General features: G+C 37.3%; 23 protein-coding genes, 2 tRNA genes and 1 rRNA gene. 10 read left to right on the top strand and 16 right to left on the bottom strand.

The window, feature by feature from the left end; all coding sequences use genetic code 11:
* The first annotated feature begins 10 nt into the window (after positions 1-10).
* The 3 genes from wecB to IPI99_04750 are packed head-to-tail and all read left to right on the top strand — an operon-like array spanning position 11 to position 2,878.
* Positions 11-1,105: a UDP-N-acetylglucosamine 2-epimerase (non-hydrolyzing) gene (gene wecB, locus IPI99_04760; protein ID MBK7339820.1), complete on the top strand. Its 1,095-nt coding sequence runs from the start codon at positions 11-13 to the stop codon at positions 1,103-1,105.
* The gene (locus IPI99_04755; protein ID MBK7339819.1) at positions 1,098-2,276 is read left to right on the top strand and encodes a glycosyltransferase family 4 protein; all 1,179 of its coding nucleotides are present in this window, start codon (positions 1,098-1,100) and stop codon (positions 2,274-2,276) included. Before wecB ends, IPI99_04755 begins: the two co-directional genes overlap by 8 nt.
* A gap of 41 nt (positions 2,277-2,317) precedes the next feature.
* On the top strand, positions 2,318-2,878 hold the full coding sequence (locus IPI99_04750) for a class I SAM-dependent methyltransferase (protein MBK7339818.1): 561 nt from the start codon (positions 2,318-2,320) through the stop codon (positions 2,876-2,878).
* Positions 2,879-2,889: 11 nt separating this feature from the next.
* Here the strand turns inward: IPI99_04750 and IPI99_04745 are convergent, their stop codons facing one another.
* The 11 genes from IPI99_04745 to IPI99_04695 form a co-directional block, all read right to left on the bottom strand.
* Positions 2,890-3,708 (bottom strand): T9SS type A sorting domain-containing protein, encoded by an 819-nt coding sequence (locus tag IPI99_04745; protein MBK7339817.1) that lies wholly within the window; start codon positions 3,706-3,708, stop codon positions 2,890-2,892.
* On the bottom strand, positions 3,666-3,959 hold the full coding sequence (locus IPI99_04740) for a hypothetical protein (GenBank protein MBK7339816.1): 294 nt from the start codon (positions 3,957-3,959) through the stop codon (positions 3,666-3,668). The genes IPI99_04745 and IPI99_04740 overlap by 43 nt, the downstream gene beginning before the upstream one ends.
* A 36-nt stretch (positions 3,960-3,995) precedes the next feature.
* Complete coding sequence (locus IPI99_04735) at positions 3,996-4,499, bottom strand: hypothetical protein (protein MBK7339815.1); 504 nt, start codon at positions 4,497-4,499, stop codon at positions 3,996-3,998.
* A gap of 53 nt (positions 4,500-4,552) precedes the next feature.
* Positions 4,553-4,849, bottom strand: a complete 297-nt coding sequence (locus tag IPI99_04730; GenBank protein MBK7339814.1) for a hypothetical protein — start codon at positions 4,847-4,849, stop codon at positions 4,553-4,555.
* 782 nt (positions 4,850-5,631) lie between these two features.
* Positions 5,632-5,705: transfer RNA gene (locus tag IPI99_04725), tRNA-Ala, on the bottom strand.
* A gap of 57 nt (positions 5,706-5,762) precedes the next feature.
* Positions 5,763-5,836 (bottom strand) — tRNA-Ile (locus IPI99_04720).
* A 217-nt stretch (positions 5,837-6,053) separates the two neighbouring features.
* Positions 6,054-7,580 (bottom strand): 16S ribosomal RNA (locus tag IPI99_04715).
* Between the two features lie 413 nt (positions 7,581-7,993).
* Positions 7,994-8,314 carry a hypothetical protein gene (locus IPI99_04710; protein MBK7339813.1) on the bottom strand — a complete coding sequence of 107 codons (321 nt, stop codon included), beginning with the start codon at positions 8,312-8,314 and terminating at the stop codon, positions 7,994-7,996.
* Complete coding sequence (locus tag IPI99_04705; GenBank protein ID MBK7339812.1) at positions 8,311-8,562, bottom strand: hypothetical protein; 252 nt, start codon at positions 8,560-8,562, stop codon at positions 8,311-8,313. The genes IPI99_04710 and IPI99_04705 overlap by 4 nt, the downstream gene beginning before the upstream one ends.
* On the bottom strand, positions 8,562-9,302 hold the full coding sequence (gene lptB / locus IPI99_04700; GenBank protein ID MBK7339811.1) for an LPS export ABC transporter ATP-binding protein: 741 nt from the start codon (positions 9,300-9,302) through the stop codon (positions 8,562-8,564). Before lptB ends, IPI99_04705 begins: the two co-directional genes overlap by 1 nt.
* Positions 9,299-10,867: an Ig-like domain-containing protein gene (locus IPI99_04695; GenBank protein MBK7339810.1), complete on the bottom strand. Its 1,569-nt coding sequence runs from the start codon at positions 10,865-10,867 to the stop codon at positions 9,299-9,301. Before IPI99_04695 ends, lptB begins: the two co-directional genes overlap by 4 nt.
* A 145-nt stretch (positions 10,868-11,012) precedes the next feature.
* On the opposite strand from IPI99_04695, the gene IPI99_04690 reads away from it, so the two are divergent.
* Positions 11,013-12,743 (top strand): S8 family peptidase, encoded by a 1,731-nt coding sequence (locus IPI99_04690; protein MBK7339809.1) that lies wholly within the window; start codon positions 11,013-11,015, stop codon positions 12,741-12,743.
* Positions 12,744-12,762: 19 nt separating this feature from the next.
* Positions 12,763-13,839 (top strand): rhodanese-related sulfurtransferase, encoded by a 1,077-nt coding sequence (locus IPI99_04685; GenBank protein ID MBK7339808.1) that lies wholly within the window; start codon positions 12,763-12,765, stop codon positions 13,837-13,839.
* Here the strand turns inward: IPI99_04685 and IPI99_04680 are convergent.
* Positions 13,836-14,384: a 1-acyl-sn-glycerol-3-phosphate acyltransferase gene (locus IPI99_04680; GenBank protein ID MBK7339807.1), complete on the bottom strand. Its 549-nt coding sequence runs from the start codon at positions 14,382-14,384 to the stop codon at positions 13,836-13,838. The two genes, IPI99_04685 and IPI99_04680, sit on opposite strands and share 4 nt — an antisense overlap.
* A 207-nt stretch (positions 14,385-14,591) precedes the next feature.
* Here IPI99_04680 and IPI99_04675 point away from each other — a divergent pair, with 207 nt between their 5' ends.
* The 5 genes from IPI99_04675 (at position 14,592) to IPI99_04655 (ending at position 18,597) form a co-directional block, all read left to right on the top strand.
* A complete protein-coding gene (locus IPI99_04675; protein ID MBK7339806.1) occupies positions 14,592-15,155 on the top strand; it encodes an RNA polymerase sigma factor in 564 nt (187 codons plus the stop codon).
* Positions 15,156-15,158: 3 nt separating this feature from the next.
* The gene (locus tag IPI99_04670) at positions 15,159-15,770 is read left to right on the top strand and encodes a hypothetical protein (GenBank protein MBK7339805.1); all 612 of its coding nucleotides are present in this window, start codon (positions 15,159-15,161) and stop codon (positions 15,768-15,770) included.
* Between the two features lie 19 nt (positions 15,771-15,789).
* Positions 15,790-16,248: a hypothetical protein gene (locus tag IPI99_04665; GenBank protein ID MBK7339804.1), complete on the top strand. Its 459-nt coding sequence runs from the start codon at positions 15,790-15,792 to the stop codon at positions 16,246-16,248.
* A 175-nt stretch (positions 16,249-16,423) separates the two neighbouring features.
* A complete protein-coding gene (locus IPI99_04660) occupies positions 16,424-17,659 on the top strand; it encodes a PDZ domain-containing protein (protein ID MBK7339803.1) in 1,236 nt (411 codons plus the stop codon).
* A 470-nt stretch (positions 17,660-18,129) separates the two neighbouring features.
* Positions 18,130-18,597, top strand: coding sequence for a DinB family protein (locus IPI99_04655; protein MBK7339802.1), 468 nt, complete (start codon positions 18,130-18,132; stop codon positions 18,595-18,597).
* A gap of 850 nt (positions 18,598-19,447) precedes the next feature.
* Here IPI99_04655 and IPI99_04650 read toward each other — a convergent pair.
* From IPI99_04650 to IPI99_04635, 4 genes are all read right to left on the bottom strand, one after another.
* Positions 19,448-20,080, bottom strand: a complete 633-nt coding sequence (locus tag IPI99_04650; GenBank protein MBK7339801.1) for a hypothetical protein — start codon at positions 20,078-20,080, stop codon at positions 19,448-19,450.
* On the bottom strand, positions 20,077-20,685 hold the full coding sequence (locus IPI99_04645) for a T9SS type A sorting domain-containing protein (protein MBK7339800.1): 609 nt from the start codon (positions 20,683-20,685) through the stop codon (positions 20,077-20,079). Before IPI99_04645 ends, IPI99_04650 begins: the two co-directional genes overlap by 4 nt.
* 100 nt (positions 20,686-20,785) lie before the next feature.
* A complete protein-coding gene (locus tag IPI99_04640) occupies positions 20,786-21,244 on the bottom strand; it encodes a hypothetical protein (GenBank protein ID MBK7339799.1) in 459 nt (152 codons plus the stop codon).
* 90 nt (positions 21,245-21,334) lie between these two features.
* Complete coding sequence (locus IPI99_04635; GenBank protein MBK7339798.1) at positions 21,335-21,865, bottom strand: hypothetical protein; 531 nt, start codon at positions 21,863-21,865, stop codon at positions 21,335-21,337.
* Between the last annotated feature and the right edge of the window lie 191 nt (positions 21,866-22,056).

Genomic DNA, 22,056 nt, shown 5'->3' with positions numbered 1-22,056 from the left:
ACCTCCTTTGATCAAAATATTACAAATAGTAGGCGCAAGGCCCAATTTTATGAAAGTGGCTCCATTGCATCGGGCTTTTAGCAACGAGAAAAACGCCATTTCCAAAATTGTGCACACAGGTCAGCATTTTGATCAACAGATGAGTGATATTTTTTTTCAGCAGTTAGAACTTCCTGAACCTGACTATTATTTAGGTGTCGGTTCGGGAACTCATTCTCAAATGACTGCTGAAATGATGACTAAATTTGAACCTATATTATTGCAAGAAAAACCTGACTTTGTTGTCGTAGTTGGTGATGTGACTTCCACGTTTGCTTGTGCGCTGACTGCTAAGAGAAATAACTTCAAAGTCGCACACGTAGAAGCAGGATTGAGAAGTTTTGACAGAACAATGCCGGAAGAAATTAACAGAATACTAACTGACCAAATTTCTGACCTATTATTTCTCACTGAATCTTCAGCTAGAAATAATCTGTTGAATGAAAATGTAGATGATGCCAAAATTTACTTTACAGGGAACTGTATGATAGATTCTCTGATCTATTATTTACCCAAGATAGAGAAGTCAAATATTCTACTGACTCTTGGAGTCGTACCTCAAAATTATATTTTGGTCACTATGCATCGTCCCGGCAATGTAGACAGCCGCGAAGGATTGGAGAAAATCATCAAAATCCTGGATAGATTGAGCAAAGATATTCCGATTGTATTTCCGATGCATCCGAGAACAAAAAAGAATCTCCAACACTTTGATTTATTGCATAAAATTCAATCTAATCAAAATATACATATTACCGAACCTTTAGGATACCTAGAGTTTATACATTTAATGCACCATAGTAAATTGATCATGACGGATTCAGGTGGTGTACAAGAGGAATCAACTTATCTTAAAGTTCCTTGTTTGACTTTTAGAAAATCTACTGAGCGTCCAATCACTATAGAAAAAGGAACGAACCAATTGCTGGATGATCTGGAAGTTGATACAGCGATTGAAGCTGCTCAAAAATGTCTAAGCGGAAATTCAATTACAGGGATAATTCCTGAATTGTGGGACGGAAATGCAGCAAATAGAATTGTAAAAATAATGATGAGTTATGCTTGAAAATAAAAAAATAGCAATCGTCGCCAATTCTACCTGGAACATTTACAACTTTAGACAAGATCTTATCAGGATGTTTAAAGCTGAATCCTGCAAAGTTATTGTAATTGCTCCGATTGACGAGTATATTCATTACTTAAATGGTTCCTATTTTACTAAACATATCCCTCTTCATCATTTAAATTCTCAAAGTCAATCTCCCTTAGAAGAATGGCGGTGTTTCTGGGAACTCTATCACATCTATCGCAAGGAGAAACCCGATATTATTTTACATTTTACAATCAAGCCAAATCTGTATGGGTCTATCGCAGCCAGGTTTTTAAAAATTCCTTGCGTGAGTACAATAACCGGCCTTGGCTTTTCATTTTTAAAACGAGAAAAGCTTTCAACTTTCTTTACATTACTATATCGATTTGCTCTACGGAAAAACAAACGTGTACTCTTCCATAATGATGAAGATAATTTGTTGTTCCAAAAATTAAATATCACTTCAAACACCCAGGGTAAGGTAGTGCCCGGCTCAGGTGTTAATACCAATTATTTTCACCCATCATTTAATATAATCAACAAGGATAAATTTTGTTTTCTTTTTGCTGGCAGATTATTGAAAGACAAGGGGCTTGAAGAATTCATTCAAGCAAGCATACAATGTAGAGCATTCCTGAAACGAGCGGAGTTTTGGGTGGTAGGCCAATTGAACGAAGAGAATCCTAACACCATAAGCAAAACCGATCTTTTGGATTGGGTAGAAAAAAGATACATAAAATATCTAGGCGCTGAAAAAGATATTCGACCCATTATTGCACAATGCAATGTATTGGTCTTACCATCTTATAGAGAAGGCAAACCCAAATCCCTCCTGGAGGCGATGTCAATGGCTAAACCTGTAATCACAACGGATGTCCCAGGATGCCGAGACCTGGTCGAGCATGAGATCAATGGTTTAATTGTTCCACCTAAGGACAGTTTTTCTTTGGCAGAAGCCATGGTTCGTCTATACAATATGAGTGATGTAGATGTAAATAAAATGGGCCTTTCCGGAAGAAGCCTGGTAGAAGATCACTTTAGTATTGCGAAAGTTCTGGATTGCTATCGTAACATAGTGACAGAAATTCTCATCCACTCAAATCAGGATAATTCATCTGTTGCAATTGAGGAAAATATCAATAAGTAATTTTAATTAGCCACCAAACGAAATAGAATAATATCATTCCTGTGTCTGTCACAAATCAAAAAAAAGTTTATCTGCGTAATATCGAATACTATCGCAATAGACTTTGCCTGATCCTGGAATGGATTAATTCATCAAAACCCAAAAGTATTTTGGACGTCGGATGCGGAGAAATGATTCTAAAATCAATGTTAAATCAGCGTGATGTCAGGTACACAGGAATAGACCAATATTCTCCACAATCTGATAAAGAAAATTTTATTCATGAGGATATACTGGCATATACAGTTGAAAAAAAATTTGATATAGTACTTTGCCTTGGTGTCATGGATCATCTTTCTTCATCAGATAAAGAAAAATTATTCCATAAAATCATTCAATTAACAGATAGTGTTTTGATTATTTCTATCAAGAATTATAAGAATTTAGTTTATCGCGCTCTCCAAAAAACTGATAAGGAAGGTAAAAGCTTATATTTATTTTTAAAAAAAACCTCTACTAAGCAAATGTCCATCCTAAAATTTCCTTATTATCAAAAATGCGTTGAATTAAAAAAATTTCCATCGCTTTTTGCTACAGAATATATATTTTATATCAAAAAGTAGCGTTTTTAAGATTAGTCAATTATTATTTTCTGAGTAAAGTATTTACCATTTTTTAAATAAAATTTCAAGATATGAATCCCAGGACCAATTTCAGTCAAGTTGACGAACCTGTCCTTCAATTTTTCCTTCAGTAGTTGTCGACCACTGCTATCGTACAATTCAAAATATAAAATCTTTTCCAGTTCACCATCTATTATAATTCTGCTGTGGGTTGGTGAGGGATATATACTAAAACCAAATCCATCTTCAGAGTCTGTTGTACCAAGTTCGCCAATCTTGAATGATTCTCCCAGCAGCTTTTCGGTCGTTCCATTGGCATAAAATAATGTGAAGTCGCAAATCTCTACAACTCCTGTGCTTTTGGCTTTCAAAATGTAAAAAAGTTGTTGAAAAGTATCAATGATTGGAATATCTCTCTTAGAATTTTGAAAATAAACCACTTCAATTTTTTCAAGGCTAATTTGCTGCTCGTAAGAATGGTGTTCAAATATGAATACTGAAGTATCTTTCCACGTCTTAGCTAAGGAATTGATGAGAATGACATCGTCAGAATTAGAATTCAATACACTGAAATTATACCTTTCAATACTGCGCTTTTCCAAAAACGACTCATAGGTTTTCTCCATTCTAGTATTGCCGTTTTTCACAAATTTCAAAATCGGATTACCCTCGCATTCCAACGCCCTTGATTCTGGACTATTGTGAGTGTATTTAAAATACCAACGCAATAAATTCAGGTCACGAACATTTACCACACCATTTCCATCTGCATCCGCAAATTTTGGATTCAGGACTCCAGGGCGCTCAGTACCCCAATCGAATGACTCCATTCCTCTCCATACGTACTGTCTGACCTCTTTAATCCTGTTATATTTAACATCTTAAATATGTGTACCGCATCCAAAGCATCTACTCGACCATTATTATCACAATCTCCCGGCCAAACACAGCCATCTTTACAATCATCAAATGAACATCTGTATAAAAACCCTTCATTGTAAATTTTTTGGATTCTTAAAATGTTTTGTTTTGCAATATTTACATTTTGTATATGATTTGAGTCCGGATCTTGATTGTACATCAGTACAAAATCCAAGGTCTCCGATTCATTGTTGTCCTATGATCCAGTCTTTATCATTTGATCTATAGTGAAATCCACACCTTGCTCATTGCTCATTCTATACATTGACCAAGATTTCTCTTCATTCGGATCTTCTGAAAACTGGTGATCTCTGGTTTCATGGTTGAACGGCTGTGTAAACTTCCTGAAAGTACCATCAGCATTAAAATATTTTCGGAGGAAGCTATTTTCCATTTGCAGAATTATTTTTCCCGTACTATCAATATTAATATCGGCAGAAAAATAATCCATCTTTTTATTTAATATCGTCATAGAGATTACAGGAATTTTGGATTTATACGAAAATGAACTTGGACAAGAGTTTGCTTGTAAAATACCATCATTCGCATCAGCATTATACCAGTAAGCCGAATTCAGATCCGGAAAACAACCTACATAGTCATCTAAATAGCAACCCACTTGTGGATCCACTGAATTCAATAGAATAGAATTTTTTACTTTATATTGGGTCTCATTTTTATTACTGATCCTACATGACATAAAAACACTATTGTGAAGAATCTGTTCTTCTGGACAGCTGAAAGCAAATGCAGTTATAGCATATTCTGATTGAAAAACATATTTTCCACTATGATGATACACAATAATATCATCCGATTGGGCATTCTATCTGCTGATAAATTGTGTACCGTTGGATAGTCACCATGATCTGGATTATAATTTCCATCTTGATCTACATCAATGAACTCTGCTAGCGGATAGTCCCCTTGTTGAATTGGAAAGCCGTTAAATTCCTCAAAGTAGGGGTTATTTTTCCCTGGCCATGCATATATATCTGATCTTTTGGTATCCACATTTCCATCCTGATTAAAATCATCAACATGATCCAAAATTTCTCCCTTGTCTATGTACCAAAATTTTTTGAATGCGTTGATTTCTTAGGTAGTTGGTTTAAAATTTGGATAATATAAGGATCCTGGTGTTTGTATTAAATTTGGAACATTTGTACTCGATGGCAAGATAAAAAATGGGTCAATGCTAAACATTTGTAAGTGCATTGAATAACATATTGACGGTGAATATATTCCCTGAAATGGTGCCACACATCCTGCTAGATTCGACTCGAAGTTTGAAAATGGATAACCATTTTCAAAATAAGCATGAACATTATTAGAGCTTAACCCATCACTTTGACATGAACTTATCATAGGTATCATAGAGATACACAGCAAGTGTAATATTATCCGGCGCATCGTATGTTTTATTTGTTAACGATTCAAATAAAACATTCGCTGCCTCCTAATGAATGTTTACAGCTTAAATTTTATATATCGCTATTAATAAAACAATCTTTAAACTCACAAATACGAAGCTAAATTTCCGTTTTTACATTTGGCAACAAAAATCTGCTTTCCCATTTTTCAGTGTTATTTGAAAGAAAAAAAATAGAAAGCCGACCTTAAAAATTGAGTTATTTTAAATGAGTACTACTCTTCAAGAATCTACTCACTTTTCATCTCTATTAGTAATGGCGCATTAGGAAGAAAAAATATCAAGTCGATTACAATGTAATCTCTGAGCAGCTTTAGCGAACCAAAAGAATAATTCCTGAAAAACAACCTCTGGTAATTGCAAAAAAAAAAGAGACCTGCAAAACAAGTCTCTAATATTGTGGAGGATCAGGGATTCGAACCCAGGACCCCCTGCGTGCAAGGCAGGTGCTCTAGCCAGCTGAGCTAATCCCCCCGCTTTTTAAAAGCATGCGCAAAGATAATTGAAATTAATATTTGCGCAAATCTATTGTAGTCCCGCCCAGATTTGAACTGGGGACCTCTACATTATCAGTGTAGCGCTCTAACCAACTGAGCTACGAGACTATCTGACAGAAATACTGGGAAAAGAATCTGTAATGGTCTTTGGGACCTGTACAGTGTTTGAAAACTTCGGTTGCAGGCTGTCTTGCTTTATTCCCGCTCTCGTTCCTGAGTCTTTCGATTTCATTGGAGTTTTGAATTTTCCTTTTCGCTCTTCTTTTTCTCCGTTTCTCCCAGTTCTTCAAATTCTCATCTGTTGAACTTGGGACGGATTCTCTTAAAAGGAGGTATTCCAGCCGCACCTTCCGGTACGGCTACCTTGTTACGACTTAGCCCCAGTCACCAGTTTTACCTTAGATAGCTTCTGTAACGAGCACCATCTTCAGGCACCCCTGGCTTCCATGGCTTGACGGGCGGTGTGTACAAGGTCCGGGAACGTATTCACCGCGCCATGGCTGATGCGCGATTACTAGCGATTCCAACTTCATGGAGTCGGGTTGCAGACTCAATCCGAACTGAGACCGGCTTTCTGGGATTGGCTCCACATCACTGTTTCGCTTCCCTCTGTACCGGCCATTGTAGCACGTGTGTCGCCCTGGACATAAAGGCCATGATGACTTGACGTCATCCCCTCCTTCCTCTCCCCTTACGGGGGCAGTCTCTCTAGAGTCCTCCCTTGCGGGTTAGCAACTAAAGATAGGGGTTGCGCTCGTTGCGGGACTTAACCCAACATCTCACGACACGAGCTGACGACAGCCATGCAGCACCTTGCTTTGTGTCCCTTGCGGGCCTGCATGCTTTCACACACATTCAAAGCACATTCTAGCCCAGGTAAGGTTCCTCGCGTATCATCGAATTAAACCACATGCTCCACCGCTTGTGCGGACCCCGTCAATTCCTTTGAGTTTCAACCTTGCGGTCGTACTCCCCAGGTGGCTTACTTATCGCTTTCGCTTAGTCACTCAATCCTTAGATCAAACAACGAGTAAGCATCGTTTAGGGCGTGGACTACCAGGGTATCTAATCCTGTTCGCTCCCCACGCTTTCGTGCCTCAGCGTCAATTCAGGTCCAGTCAGCTGCCTTCGCAATCGGTATTCCATGGCATATCTAAGCATTTCACCGCTACATGCCACATTCCGCCAACCTCATCCTGATTCAAGTCTAACAGTATCAATGGCAGTCCCATCGTTAAGCGACGGCCTTTCACCACTGACTTATCAAACCGCCTACGCACCCTTTAAACCCAGTGATTCCGGATAACGCTCGCACCCTCCGTATTACCGCGGCTGCTGGCACGGAGTTAGCCGGTGCTTATTCTCATGGTACCGTCAGTCCTTAATAAATTAAGTTTTTTCGTCCCATGCAAAAGAAGTTTACAAGGCAGAGCCCCTTCATCCTTCACGCGGGATGGCTGGTTCAGAGTTCCCTCCATTGACCAATATTCCTTACTGCTGCCTCCCGTAGGAGTCGGGTCCGTGTCTCAGTACCCGTGTGGGGGGTCACGCTCTCACGCCCCCTACTGATCATCGCCTTGGTAGTCCGTTACACTACCAACTAGCTAATCAGACGCACACCCATCCTATACCGCCTCAGCTTTAATTAATTTGCCATGCAGCATTCTAATCACATGCGGGATTATTCTCAGTTTCCCAAGACTATCCCCCAGTATAGGGCAGGTCATGTACGCGTTACTCACCCGTGCGCCGCTCTAGGTTCCAATATTGCTATCAAAACTTGCCGCTCGACTTGCATGTATTAAGCCTCCCGCTAGCGTTCATCCTGAGCCAGGATCAAACTCTCCATGGTCAATATCTTCAAATTATACAGAGTCCCTTCAGATTATTTATCTCTCAATACTTATCCTTGTCTCCTCCATATAATTCTTTTCTATCTGTTTCCACAAAAAGTCCTTCCTTCCCCCTCTTCTTCCTTCTTTCTCTCTCCCGCTTCGCGTCCTTTCCGCTTCTTTCCTTTACCTTCTGTTTTCTGTCTTCTTTCCCCAGTCTGTCAATGAACGTTTTAAACTGTTTCTCCTGTTTTAAGATTCATATCATAAACACAAGAAAATCAGTAGATTATATTAAAATATTGCCACTTTCTTTAAAAGCGGACTGCAAAGTTATGCTTTGGAAGCAATTTACCAAAAAAAAACGACGTCTTTATCAACAAACCAACCAAAATTATATATGCCTATTTTCTTCGGACCATTGCTGAAATGCCTAATTATCCTTCTTCCCTATGCTGTCTTCCCTTTTGGGCTGTACATACCCTCCAAAATTCACGTCTGGTTTTTCGGGCCTCATCGTGTCTGTCGGCACTCTTAAACTGTCAAATTTGATCCTCTTGGAGATATATTTTAATATGGAATCTGCTTGCGTCTGAGCATCCAACAATAATTGCCTGTAACAATTACCAAATTTTTGCTGAAAATATTCAGCTCGTTTTTCTTGATATTTTCTTTCCGCCAACTCTTTTATCTCCCGAGTATTGTCTCCACAGGAAAAAATTATCAGCATTCCTATCCAATATAATTTTTTCACTGTAAATTTTTATTGATCTCTTGAATTTCCGTTTTGCGCACTTGTATTAAACTATCCACAAGAGAACTAAATTGAGTCTCTCTGATTTTAATACAAAGCGAATCCGTTGTAATGTCAAACATTTTAATTTCTGCATAGTACATACTGTCTGAAAGTATAGAGGCTTCCTTTTCTACTTGTCTTTCTCGATTGCTGCAAGAAGCGAATAAAAATAAAGTAACAGCAAGAAACATTAAACTCACTTTCATCAATTCACAAGATTTTTTCTGCGCAGTTCAAAATTTTGACCCAAATACACTTTCCTAACAATTGGATCGGCTGCCAGCTCTTCAGCTGTACCATCTTTCAATAATTTTCCTTCAAAAATTAAATACGCTCTGTCTGTGATTGAAAGCGTTTCTTGAACATTATGATCGGTGATCAGAATACCAATATTTTTTGTCTTGAGTTTTTCAACAATACTCTGAATGTCTTCAACAGCGATCGGGTCAATTCCTGCAAAGGGTTCGTCCAACAAAATGAAATTGGGTTCTGAAGCTAATGCTCTGGCGATTTCCGTACGTCGTCTTTCTCCGCCTGATAAAGAATCTCCCATGTTTTTTCTGACCTTGGTGAGATTGAACTCTTCAATCAATTGCTCAAGCTTTTCCTTTTGCTCTTGCTTCGTCTTGGTACCCATTTCCAGAATTGCGCTGATATTATCTTCAACACTCAATTTCCTAAATACACTGGGTTCCTGGGGTAAATACCCTACTCCTTTTCTCGCGCGGATAAACATAGGATCCCTGGTAATTTCACCACTGTCCAAATATACACTTCCCGCATCTGGTGAAATAAATCCCACTATCATATAAAAAGTTGTCGTTTTACCCGCTCCGTTTGGACCCAGCAAACCGACAATTTCTCCTTGATTTACCTCGATAGAAACACCATTGACGACGGTTCGGTTACCATATTTTTTGACCAGCTCTTTTGTGCTTAATTTCATTCTCCTACATTTAAAATCATCTTTTGATCCCAGTCTGCTCTCAGCTCTTTAAGTTTCCAACCGAAGATCCGTTCAGCTTGTTGTTTTTGCTTAAAATCTATGGGGTCCCATTTTCCATTTTGGTTCCGGTCCACAATTAATTTTACTTCGTAGACAAGCGGATCCAGATGTGTAAACCGAAATGTTTCCATCGTATTTTCAGCTACAAATATTTTTTGAAGTACCGGTTTATCTTTATAGCTGAAATTCAAAATATACTGTTGGCGAGTTTGAAGAGAATCCAATATCAGCTCCAGACGTGACAATGACTCGTCCACCTTGGTTTTCAAATGAAAAGTATCCGTCCTATTGGTTCGATTGCCCTGCATCCTTACTGCCATACTATCCAGTATAATTGTAAAATATATAGGTTTTGTTTCCTGATAAACGATATCTATTATCTGTGGATTTCTTAAATTAATTTTTGCCAGAAACTTGATCTCAGGTGTGGATCTGATTTTAGATTCATCCAAAGAAAAAATCGGCGACGGACTTTGAATCTGGGCTGAGTCAATCTGCGATATAGCTTCTTTGACCAGAACCAGCTTTTCCATTTGTACACTATCTGGTTCCGTATATTTGTTAAGTTTCACGGTGTCCTTGATAGCCTCCAGTTCAAAATATGCATTAAATTCTTCTGCTGAATTATAATAATATAAAATACTGTCCTCATAATATATTGTTTTTACAAACTTGTCCTCCGGAGAAATTTTCGTTTTTTCCTTTTCAATATCTTGAGTAAATGCAAAAGCAAGCAACCCTGGTTTTATCACTTTATTTTTTATTTTCAAAGGCAACTTTTCTTGAGAGAGAAAAATAATATATTCTGTTCCTGATTGAAATGGTCTTGCATTTCCCTCATAATATCCTATCGACTCAATTTTTTGGTCATAAAAATAATTTTGATTTTTGTCTTGTATTGCGTACAACTTATAGACCGTGTCTTTCAAATATTTAAAATGAAAACTTCCTGCTGTATCAGTATACGTGACATAAAATGGTTTCGTTTTTGTAAATGCACTGTCCTCCTGATTTTTATATAGCGTTACCGGAATTTTAGCAAGAAATTTGTTGGTTTGAGCATCAAATACTTTACCTCTGATCTCGCCGGAATCAATCGATGGCCCTGTAGAAAATACAACATTAATATTGCGGGCAATATTTTGAGCAGTAATATCGCGAACGGCTTCTCCTAAGTTTATGGAGTAGGTCGTTTGTGGTTCGAGTACCTCATTTTTATCGAAAGAAATTAAAAGCCTTTTTCCTTTCAATTTATATTGAATTGGCAATTTAGTCGGCGGAGAAACGATGATATTTTTTGTCGGATTTAAAAACCGGAACCACTCATCAAAATGTACGACTATAGGCTCTTTACCTGAAAAATTGGTAGCAAATAAGTTTTTGCATTTTGCAGTGTCAATTTTAGGCGCTATAATGTCAGCTTGTCCACCTGGCAATTGTTTGATATTTGCACAAGAGAGCGCAAATACTCCTGCAAAACATAGCCAACCGAAAATCCTGAACATCGGGCAAAGATAATTCACTTTCTCATGTGGTTTAATATTTAGCCAAACGCTTGTTTCATAAGGATTTCAAGAACTTCCCACGCTTCAATACACCATTATATTTGATGGAGATATTTTGCTTACTTTTGCAAATTAAAGTGCCATAATGTTTAGATTTTTATTGCTCTCCTTGTTATTTGTGTTTGATCTGCATTCACTTCCGGGCCAGTCTGCCAGCATTTCTCCCCGAGCGTTGGCTTACTTGGACAGTCACGATAAAGTACCTATCCTTATATATCTTAAAAAACAGGCTAATTTATCTGCTGTCAAACCAGAATGGACTAAGCTTCAGAAAGGTACTTTTGTTTATCAGGCGCTTCAAGAATGTTCCTCCTCATCGCAATCCAGAATTATTGATTTTCTGGAGCTCAATCAGGTCGCATATAAGTCATTTTTCATAGTCAATTGTGTACAAGCTTATTTGCATGCTGATCAGTTGAACCATTTGAGTCAAATGTCTGAGGTAGCTGCTCTATTATTTGACGAATCCGTCCAACTGACTCCTGTCATGGACAAAACTTTGCTTCAAATCCATGCTCGTGCTCCTGAAATTACCTGGGGTATCAAATCCATTCATGCTGATGAAGTTTGGGATTTGGGTTATGAAGGGCAAGGAGTCACTGTTGCAGGAGAAGACACTGGTATAAAATGGGACATTCCAGCAATTAAAGACAAATACAGGGGTTGGAACGACACATCTTCGTCTGTCGATCACAACTACAATTGGCATGATGCCATACATACGATCAGTCCACTTTCCGGAGACAGTATTAATCCTTGTGGATTAAATCTGCTTGCGCCTTGTGATGATCACGGACATGGAACTCACACCATAGGAACCATAACCGGTCATAGTTCTGAACACGCTATCGGCGTCGCCCCAAAAAGCAAATGGATTGGATGTCGAAATATGGAGCGGGGCAATGGGGCCCCTTCTACCTATATTGAATGTTTTGAATTTTTTCTCGCCCCCACAGATTTGGAACAAAGAAAACCACGTATAGACCTGGCTCCTGCCGTGATCAACAATAGTTGGTATTGCTCCGAAGAAGAGGGTTGCGATCCCTCAAACTGGAATATCATGGAGAGAGTCGTATCTACCCTCAAGGCTGCTGGAATTGTCGTGGTAGCATCAGCAGGAAATAATGGAAACACTTGCGGTACGATTGCGAATCCGATCTCAATGTTTGAATCAGCATTTTCTGTAGGTAGCTATGCATCCAATGACACGATCAGTGGATTTAGCTCCTGTGGCCCGGTAGTCGTGGACAGTAGCTTGAGAATAAAACCCAATATTGTTGCTCCCGGATCTGAGGTGATTTCCCAGTTGCCGGATCTCTCGTACCAAGCATGGAGCGGTACTTCCATGGCGGGACCTCACGTCGCTGGTGTTGTGGCATTGATGATTTCGGCAAACCCTTCTTTGCTCGGACAGGTAGAAAAAATTGAGAGCATTCTGGAACAAACGGCAGAGCCAACCCCATCATTGATCACCTGTGCTGGCAGTGCCCCTGAAGACATCCCCAATATCATGTATGGATATGGCAAGATAAATGCTCTAAGAGCGGTATTAAAAGCCAAATCTCTGGTGGGAAATGAAGACAAAACTTTCAAGAGCTGGCAAGTAGTTCCCAATCCCGGAAAAGAATTGATTTCACTCAACATGCCTGTAGCCGAGGATGTTTTGTTGATTTATAATCTTTTGGGGCAATTGGTATTGTGCACTCCAATATCAGCTCAGGACAGGATTTTACCAGACTTTACTGGGCTAAACAGTGGCTTGTACCACCTTATCTTACAGAAAAGCGGATACCAGACTTCCTGGGTTAAGCAATGATCTACCCTATAGTTTTCGGATGAAAAAGCTGTATAATATTGTCGACAGAAAAATACTCTTGCGAAAGATGCGGGAGAGCCCGGAAGAACGCATTACGCTTTCTTTTTACAAATATGTCCATCTTTTTAACCCAGCCTTTTTTCGCGATCACTTATACACAATGTTCGATGATCTGCATGTATTAGGAAGAATCTATGTGGCTCACGAAGGTATAAATGCCCAGATTTCTGTTCCGGTTGAAATGATGAAACTCTTTAGAAATGCTTTACAAGATGTCGACTTTTTCAAAGGCATGAGGCTCAATTATGCAATAGAAGATAACGGTAAAAGTTTTTTTAAACTGGCCATCAAAGTGCGTAGTAAAATAGTAGCAGACGGCCTTGACGACAAAAGCTTCGACGTCACAAATTCTGGAATTCATCTGGATGCTCAAAGTTTTAACGAACTTGCTTCAATCCCTCAGGCGGTCATTGTAGATATGAGAAATCATTACGAAAGCGAAGTGGGCAGATTTGAAAACGCGATATGTCCTGACGCCTCTACTTTCAGGGAAGCTCTGCCGGAAGTGGTGGACACATTGAAAGATAAAAAGAGCCATCCGGTGATCATGTATTGTACCGGAGGGATAAGGTGTGAAAAAGCTTCAGCTTATCTCAAACACTGTGGGTTTGAACATGTTTACCAGCTCAATGGCGGCATCATAGAGTATGCTCGACAAGTCAAAGAGCTGAACCTAGAAAATAAATTTAAAGGAGTAAATTTCGTATTTGACGAACGCTTGGGTGAAGCTATTTCTTCAGAAATCATCAGCAAGTGCCACCAGTGTGGCCAACCTGCAGCTCAGCATGTCAATTGTGCCAATGACAAATGCCACTTGCTGTTCATACAGTGTGATTCCTGTGCGACCGGAATGAAGAATTGTTGTTCCGAAAAATGTGCCGATTTCATTACAAAATCTCCGGAAGAGCAAGAAAGAATTAAAGGAAGCACACTGTTTAATGGTAGTAAGTTTTCCAAGGGGAGATATCGTCTCGACTCTAACGCCGAATTTTCTTCGCTGAGCCGACTTACCAATCAGCACAGTACCTGTTTCTAAAAATTATACTCTCTGTTTTTTCCTCTCGCTCCTCTAAACCGGGATTCTATGTAAGCTAGATCCGCAGATTCTTCCGTCCCGGGGACGAATACCTCCATAAAGTCAACAACACGTTCGTGATAGTCGAACTTGCACAGGACTATCGGAATTTCAGCTCCTTTAGCGATGAAGTAAAATCCGGTTTTAAAATGGTCTACCTTCTTTCGGGTACCTTCAGGTGCTATAACAATGGCAAAATCAGAATTGGTCTGAAATACTTTGACGTAGCTCTCTACCAAATTATGGCTTTTGTCCCTTTGAACAGGGAAACCTCCCAAAGCTCGAAATATCCAACCAAAAGGGAATCGAAATAAGCTCGCCTTACCCAAAAAACGTATTTTCTGCAAATGGAACGCCGTCCTCACAAGAATCCCAAGGGGAAAATCCCAGTTGGAGGTATGTGGAGCAACGATAACCACATATTGGGGCAAAGAACTGATTCTTTCTATACCTAGCACTTTCCAGCCCAATAGTTTCAAGATCCATGCAGAAAACCATGCCGACATATCACCGATCTCTATTTGAAGACAATATAACGAGTTTTGGTATTTTTATCATAACTCCTGATTCACTTATCATATACAACATGAAAATCTGTCAAAGACCTTAGTTTTGTGCATCAATTTGGGATTTCAACTTAAAATGTTGGCTTCCATCAAGTTCTAAATTAAACCTCACCGGATATCATGAGTCAAACAAACAAAAGCAACACAATGCCAGCTGTTGATGATGAGCAAATCTTAGATTGGGCCCTGGACAGTGTCACGCGGGAGAAAGGATTTCGCGCACTGATACAGAAATATCAACAAAAACTTTATTGGCATATCAGAAGAATGGTGCTCAATCATGATGATGCTGACGATGTCTTGCAAAATACTTTTATTAAGGTGTACAGAAGTTTAGAAAATTTTGAGAGAAAAAGCAGTTTGTTTACGTGGATGTATCGTATAGCCACCAATGAAACATTGACATATCTTGAAAAGAACAAAAAGTACACTTATGATGCTTTGGACGATATGACAGAGCATCCCGCTATCAGCAAACTCAAGGCAGACCCTTATTTTGAGGGTGATGAGCTGAGTTTAAAATTAGAGGAAGTTATGCAGCAATTACCGGAAAAACAACGTGTTGTGTTTCAAATGAGGTATTATGATGAAATGCCTTATAAAGAAATTGCAGAGATACTTCAGACTTCTGAAGGCGCGCTTAAAGCTTCATATCACCATGCCATGAAAAAAATTGAAGAGCATTTTAAATCCAATGATAAAATTAAATAAATCATGAACCCACATCAGGAAAATTATCCATCAGATGTTCTGCCTCCTGCCAAAAATCCTTTCTTGGTTCCGGAGCATTATTTTGAACAATTGGAGACTCAGATTTTTCAAAAAATATATGTGGAGGATAAATTAAATCTGCATCAGGGAAAATTGACCGTTCCTCAGGATTATTTCAACTCCTTGGAAGAGAAATTAATGTCAGAAGTCAAGCTGGAGGAAAATCTTATTCCACAAAAATTTGAAAAGGATATTCCATTTAGGGTGCCTGATGGCTATTTCGAAAAATTGGAAGACAGAATCTTTGCTGCTGCTACTAAAAAACCGACCATATCGCGTTTCTCAACTATAAGAAAATGGTCAGTTGGAATAGCGGCCTCCGTTTTAATCTCAACTTCAGCTTTCTTTTTTTGGTCTCAGCAGTCTAAGCCACAAAATCAAACTTTCAGTTGGGACGAAATCCCTGACGATTTATTGATAGAATATGCAAGTATGAATATTGCCAGTTTCGATGATGAAGACCTCAAAATTATTCTCGAAGATTCAGAATTATTACCTAGACTTGATATAGAAAATGTTTCAGAACAAGATTTGGAAGATATATTATCAAACTAATTTAAAAATCAGAGTGAAAATGAAAAAACTATTCACATGCATGATACTGATGACCCTGTCATTGATAAGCATCGCTCAAAATAATCCCGAAAAAACAAACAAACAACAGCTCCTTGAAAAAATAGAAGCTCAACGTTCGGCCTATATCACCTCAAAACTCGATATGACTTCAGATGAATCTACCAAATTCTGGCCTCTCTATAATGAGTATAGTAGAAAAAGGATGGAACTGAAAAAAGAGTATAAGGCTCAAAATGCAGACAATCTGTCTGAACAGGAATCCCGTATGGAGCTTGACGAACAAATTGAATCACAAGAAAAAGCGCTTGCATTGAAAAAATCCTACTATGAAAAATTCAAAGCCGTGCTTCCAGCTGCAAAACTTGCAAAGCTTGAATCCGCTGAACAAGAATTTCGACGCGAAATATTAAGACAAATCAAAGAAAGAAATAAGTCCAACTCTGGACCTCATCGTTAGATTGAATTGCAACAGGGATTTGATCAAGCCTCGGTATTTTTATCGGGGCTTTTTATTACTGGGTACTCTTGAATAAGGCACGATCAGATCAGTGCTATGCATTTTTCGGGTAAGGCAATGTATCTTCTTCTCGATAGATGAAGAAAATAACAAATGCCTTGCCTATATTTGAAGAATGAAATTATGCATCGCCGGTACATTTTCTGCTTTAAGAATCTTATGTTTTATGATGCTGGTTTCAGTTCACACGCTGACTTATGCAAGTGATTATTTTGAAATACCATTTCGCTATGTGAATTCTTACATGCTTGTAGATGTCCTGGTGGACCAGAAAATCAAGATGAGTCTTTTGTTTGACACCGGCTCAGAACATAATATTATTTTCGACAAGCAGAATTTTTATTTTTCATCATCCCCATTTATTAGAGAAATTACTGTCTTTGGTGCTGATTTGAATGTGGAAATTCCAGCTCTGGTCAGTAGGCCTTTTTCATTGAAGGTTGGTACGTTTCCTGAAATTTTTCAATCCCTACTTGTCCTCAAAGAGCATAGCAGCAATTTTGACCAAATGATCGGAGAATCTGTGCACGGCATCTTAAGCGCTTCGCTTTTCAAAAATTATCTGATTCAGATAGACTACCGCAGAAAAAACATTAGTCTAAGGTCCACTATTTCTGAAAAGAAATTAAAAAACTTCAGTTCTATACCTCTTGAAATTTATAAAAACAAACCTTACCTCGCCTGCAAGGTGCGTATGTCAGGTGGACAACAGAACAATCTCAGGTTGCTCATGGATACAGGTGCAGGGATAGAAGCATTATTGTACAATCGCTCTTCACAACAGATCTGTTTACCTGCAAAGCTATTGCCAGCACCAATAGGAAGCGGACTGGGTGGAGTCATCAGTGGTGCCCTTGGCAGATCCGAAAGTTTATGCCTGCAGGACAGTATCTGCTTGCAAGATGTTCCAATCTATATTCAGGAACTGCTCTCTGATCATGCATTGAAGGAGTTGGACTTCAAACAAGGATTGCTTGGCAATAAACTCTGGGAAAACTACATTTCTATTTTAGACTATTCCAATAATACATTGTGGCTCAAAAAAAATTCCGGACGCAAGTGGAAATCCCGCGGGGACCATAGCGGAATATCGTTAGTGACAACGGGTAGTGATCGCAGCTTGAATATTTTTATTCAGTATGTTATTCCCGGAAGCCCTGGGTCCGAATCTGGCTTGCTACCTGGAGACAAACTGATTACTATAAATGGTTGGTCTGTGAAATTATTGGGAAGTCTCCAGACTGTGAATAAATTCTTGCGCCGTGATGCTGACAAAGTTCTCCGTATAAAAGTCAAACGCCATGACAAAACGTTGATAAAAAAATTGACCTTAAGAAATTATCTGGAATAATTAGTTTAATCTTGATAACATGAATAGATCTGACAATATTTCCGAAATTTATTGTCCCGATTATCGCCAAATTGTATTCTTATTTTCCACATTATACATAACTTTACAAGCGTTAACTCAGAAATTGCTGTTGTGGAGATTGTAGTAAGAATCAAGTGAGATATCATATCAAGTATTTTAACCTGGTCGCAGGGGTACGCAAAGCAAAAATCGAGTGAAATCGCTCACTTGAAAAAAAGAGAACCTGGCAAATCTTTCTAAGCAATTCATTTGCTCTCAAGAGAGTAATCAATTGCTTTTTTGTATTTGGATTGATCATGAAGCTACCAAATGCAACTGCAATGACAGTATTAAAAAAATCTGTACTTGCAAATCAAGCTTTATGCAATGTCTTAACTTTGAATTCTTATTGGTTCATAATAGATCTTTAATATAAAATCAGGATTTGTTGTTACACAAATAATTAACAGATGCAAAGAAATAAATATATTGCTGCCAGACTCCAAGAAGTCTTGATAGATGGGTATTGGATTGCAAATACTAACTATAAATCGCAAATACAAAATCTTTCCTATGATCATGCTTACTATAAAATTGGAACCCTTCATTCTATAGCCGAACTTATATTTCATATAAACTATTATCTGGAAGGTTTATTGCGAGCATTTGAAACCGGTAGCTTAGATATCAGCGACAAATTCAGCTTTGATTTGTCACCGGAAACATCCGCCGCTTCATGGCAAAATTTAATTGGACAATTTCATTCTAACTCAAGAAAATTCGTGCAGTACATAGAACAAATGGATGACCAACTGTTGGACCTGGATTTTATTGATCCCAAATATGGGACATACTTGCGCAATATTGAAGGAGTAATAGAACATGCCTATTATCACTTAGGTCAAATCAGTTTGATCCGCAAGCTTCTTAATGTCTGATTGTTTTAAATCTTTAAGTACTCTCTAGACCATCTATTGTGCAAAGAAGTGCTTGCTCTGATTTTCGATTTTCAGTTTGTTCAATATTATAAGTACAATTGAATATTAAATTTTTATATGTTTCAGAATAAATACACCTTCTGCTGTACTTACTTTTATAAAGTATATTCCCGCAAGCTGGTTAGAAAGGTCGATGTCGATTTCATAATTATAAATTCTAGGATTATTTTGGCTTCATAAAGTACCATCTATTCTAATCACTTCGATATAACTTATTTCAAAGTCATGGTAGAAAAAATTTTAAAATTTCCTTGACTTGGATTAGAGTGAATATAGAATAATCGTTTATCTGTCTGCCTGCACTTGTACGAAAAATTCTTTTACCAAGAGCCGCCACAATTTCAAATTCGATTTTATTATCTGGTGTTTCAAGATCACCCCTAAAGAAACAAATCACGTGTATTTAAAAAATAAAATTGCCGCATCAATTTTTATTGTTTTCTTGTTCACTTCAAGCGACATATTTTAAGTCATTCTGATACATATTGTCATTTTGTCGGATAAGTAAAACGGGTCTTCTTGATTCTAAATCTGTCTGATTAATAAGCTATTAATCGTTTAATAAAAATTAACCCAATTTTGCTTTAGGATTCACATTTTTGATTGAAAAAATATGATAAAATTGAGTAAAAACGGTTAATTGAATAAAGATACAAGCATAGTTATGAATGTTATCTAATAGTATTCTAGTTTTTACAACTTACCGATGTTTTTACCAATTGTAGCGAGATAAGCATACACAATTGAATAACGCTTGCAATACCTACAACTCAATTTTTAATAAAGTTCTTCATTGTTTAAAAACTTTAGTATAAATTACACCATCATCAAAAAATAAATACTCAGGGTAGCTTCCATTATTTGACTCTCTTTTAAAGATCAATCTAAATCTGGCTTTAAAAATTCCAGTTTTTTCATCGTAACTTACAATTTTAATAAAATTTGGTTTATTTGAAGAAGTAAGTTTATATGATTCTTCAAGAGTACAACCATCTTCTCCATTTTTGAAATAAGAACAATAACAATCCTTATTAAACTGATTTAAATTTATTATACCCTTTGATAATTTATTATAAAATCCAAAAGTAAGGCTTCCGATTACAATTCCTATTTCTTGAGTCAGTTCTTTACTAATTAAGCCTGTTGTGTTTTCACTGGTCGCGTGCCCCCTTGGATATGAGGTCCACAATTTCCCATTCACTTTTGCTTTGGTGTATCCAAAATATAAATGGCCTCTTGCCGACTTACCTTCTATAAATAAAGAGTCGACAAAAGCCAAATGATCAGGCGTAGGCAGTTTGTATAATGAATTATATATAACTCTTTTATTATCTTTTGATGAGGCTAATTTTATTTTTGATTGGGAATTCAGAAAACTAAATGGAAATAATATTAATAAATTTAAAAAAAGTATTTGTTTCATTTTACTATTATTTTAGTATTATACAACAATTTATCATCTTCTTTTATTTGTAAAAAATAGACTCCTGGAGGAATGTTAAGAGAAGTATTGTTTAATTGCTCAAGCTCATTTAATAAATCTATATTGCCAGAAATTATCAGCTTACCATTTAGGTCAAATAGACTACAATAAATTTCCTCAGGATTTGCATTGTCTTGTGCCAACCTAGAAAGGTAGCTAGAACTTTGACTTTTAATACCTTCATTTTTATCTACCTTTTTTAAATATCCGGGTAATGACATTGGTGTTTCCGGGCATATTGTTGTAAAGGTTTTAAATAAATAACCAATTACTTGTGTACCATTTCCATAGGCTGTAATTTTCACTGTTATACTTGACCTGTTAGGAAAAATTAAAAGAGAAATATCACAATAATTATTTGGTGTAAAGGGACAACTAGTATAATAATTGAATCCATCTATGGTATATTCAAATTTATAGTTCTGAGCATTACATGTTGTTGGTAGCATTGAGGCAGTCACTTTTATCGTTGTTGGATTACACTCTGAGTCAAATTTTCCTTTGGCATGAATTGTGCATTCATTAGGTTCATTAAAACCTGCCATGCCACATCCAGAATTCTGGATGACACATGCATTATATTGATATTTGGTTCCTGTAGTCTTTGAAGAATATTTTACATAAGGATTTGAATAGTTTAAAATTCTATTTGACTCGGCTGGGGCTTGATGAATAACTGTCCGAAAAAGATTTGCGCATATCTTTGTATGCTTTACTGAATGGCGTTAAGTCATCTTCGTGACCTCCACATAACAAATGTCCAACTTCATGAGTAAAAGTGTACCTTCTATCTGTAGCACTATTGAATTTAACAACGGTGCATGGTGGTGTAGCACACTTAAAAGCTATTCCATGTTCACCAGTAGGCCAGTTGTTACCAGTTGTAAGAAGTACTACTAAATCTGCTTTTACATTATTTACTCTTGTATTCAGGTCGCTTGGGCCTATTACCAATGGTTTTAATTGATTCAAATCATCGTTTGAAGAAAATTTATCTGTCCAACCTATATCAATAAGCTTTGCTACTTCTACGATTCTTGCACGATGCTTTACTTTACTGCGTATGTAAGTAATATTTAATTGCGATAACATCATTCGTGTCATTGGTAAAAGGTTTACCATTGGCATCACAGCAGCTAAACTTGGAGTATATGCAATATAAAGATCAATTGTACAAGAACCCGAATTAAGTATTCAAGTATCTAATGATTCTGGCACATAATTCGTGCTTCCATCTCCTATATCTGGTTTTAATGTGCCGTTGTCCGTATTAACTATTTTAACCAATATTTGTTTGTCTGAGGATATTGGGTAAATACGATAGTATGAATCTCCAATTGCTAACTCTGCATAAAGCTGACCATCCATGTTTTTGAATAATACATAATCAGAAAGTTTTATGCCATTGTTAATTCGTTCTCCATACCATTCAAAATTCATATTGTCTTCGAACTCTGAATGAGCATGCTCAAAATGCAAAGAAGTATTTTCATTTGGAAGAGAAAAAGTTAAAATTCCATTTGCACTATTTACTGAATTAGTAAAATTTGTAATACTTATCCAGCTTATTTCAATACTTGGGTTCAGTTGTGAAAATACAGAATAATTTTGAGATTCCAATACTGTTAATGCCTGAGGCGGTGAAATGGTGTTAATTAGGTTTTGACTTATAAGTGAAAAACTTGAAATGATAATGAAAACAAAAGAGTAATTTAGTTTATTCATGTTCTAAAATTTTAGTATGATAAGAAATAATTCAATTAGCTACTTAGTTATTCTGGTCCCAGATTTTTTATCCCTTTGCCTTAATGATACCTGCAGGAAATTATTAAGCTCGTTATCATAATAATATCAATTGCAACGCTTTTTGCGAAACCTACATCAATTATATGATATTCAAAAATTTTGTATATAAT

The organism is Saprospiraceae bacterium, from assembly GCA_016710235.1.
Classification (GTDB): domain Bacteria; phylum Bacteroidota; class Bacteroidia; order Chitinophagales; family Saprospiraceae; genus Vicinibacter.
The sequence above is the reverse complement of the archived record's forward strand: the minus strand, read 5'-3'. Positions and strand labels throughout refer to the sequence as shown.

Coding starts and splice junctions, on each gene's coding strand:
- IPI99_04755 (MBK7339819.1), top strand. CDS start 1,098: ATGCTTGAAAATAAAAAAATAGCAATCGTCGCCAATTCTACCTGGAAC.
- IPI99_04745 (MBK7339817.1), bottom strand. CDS start 3,708: ATGGAGTCATTCGATTGGGGTACTGAGCGCCCTGGAGTCCTGAATCCA.
- IPI99_04740 (MBK7339816.1), bottom strand. CDS start 3,959: ATGTACAATCAAGATCCGGACTCAAATCATATACAAAATGTAAATATT.
- IPI99_04735 (MBK7339815.1), bottom strand. CDS start 4,499: ATGTCATGTAGGATCAGTAATAAAAATGAGACCCAATATAAAGTAAAA.
- IPI99_04705 (MBK7339812.1), bottom strand. CDS start 8,562: ATGAAAGTGAGTTTAATGTTTCTTGCTGTTACTTTATTTTTATTCGCT.
- lptB (MBK7339811.1), bottom strand. CDS start 9,302: ATGAAATTAAGCACAAAAGAGCTGGTCAAAAAATATGGTAACCGAACC.
- IPI99_04695 (MBK7339810.1), bottom strand. CDS start 10,867: ATGTTCAGGATTTTCGGTTGGCTATGTTTTGCAGGAGTATTTGCGCTC.
- IPI99_04690 (MBK7339809.1), top strand. CDS start 11,013: ATGTTTAGATTTTTATTGCTCTCCTTGTTATTTGTGTTTGATCTGCAT.
- IPI99_04685 (MBK7339808.1), top strand. CDS start 12,763: ATGAAAAAGCTGTATAATATTGTCGACAGAAAAATACTCTTGCGAAAG.
- IPI99_04680 (MBK7339807.1), bottom strand. CDS start 14,384: ATGTCGGCATGGTTTTCTGCATGGATCTTGAAACTATTGGGCTGGAAA.
- IPI99_04675 (MBK7339806.1), top strand. CDS start 14,592: ATGCCAGCTGTTGATGATGAGCAAATCTTAGATTGGGCCCTGGACAGT.
- IPI99_04670 (MBK7339805.1), top strand. CDS start 15,159: ATGAACCCACATCAGGAAAATTATCCATCAGATGTTCTGCCTCCTGCC.
- IPI99_04665 (MBK7339804.1), top strand. CDS start 15,790: ATGAAAAAACTATTCACATGCATGATACTGATGACCCTGTCATTGATA.
- IPI99_04660 (MBK7339803.1), top strand. CDS start 16,424: ATGAAATTATGCATCGCCGGTACATTTTCTGCTTTAAGAATCTTATGT.
- IPI99_04655 (MBK7339802.1), top strand. CDS start 18,130: ATGCAAAGAAATAAATATATTGCTGCCAGACTCCAAGAAGTCTTGATA.
- IPI99_04650 (MBK7339801.1), bottom strand. CDS start 20,080: ATGAAACAAATACTTTTTTTAAATTTATTAATATTATTTCCATTTAGT.
- IPI99_04645 (MBK7339800.1), bottom strand. CDS start 20,685: ATGGCAGGTTTTAATGAACCTAATGAATGCACAATTCATGCCAAAGGA.
- IPI99_04640 (MBK7339799.1), bottom strand. CDS start 21,244: ATGACACGAATGATGTTATCGCAATTAAATATTACTTACATACGCAGT.
- IPI99_04635 (MBK7339798.1), bottom strand. CDS start 21,865: ATGAATAAACTAAATTACTCTTTTGTTTTCATTATCATTTCAAGTTTT.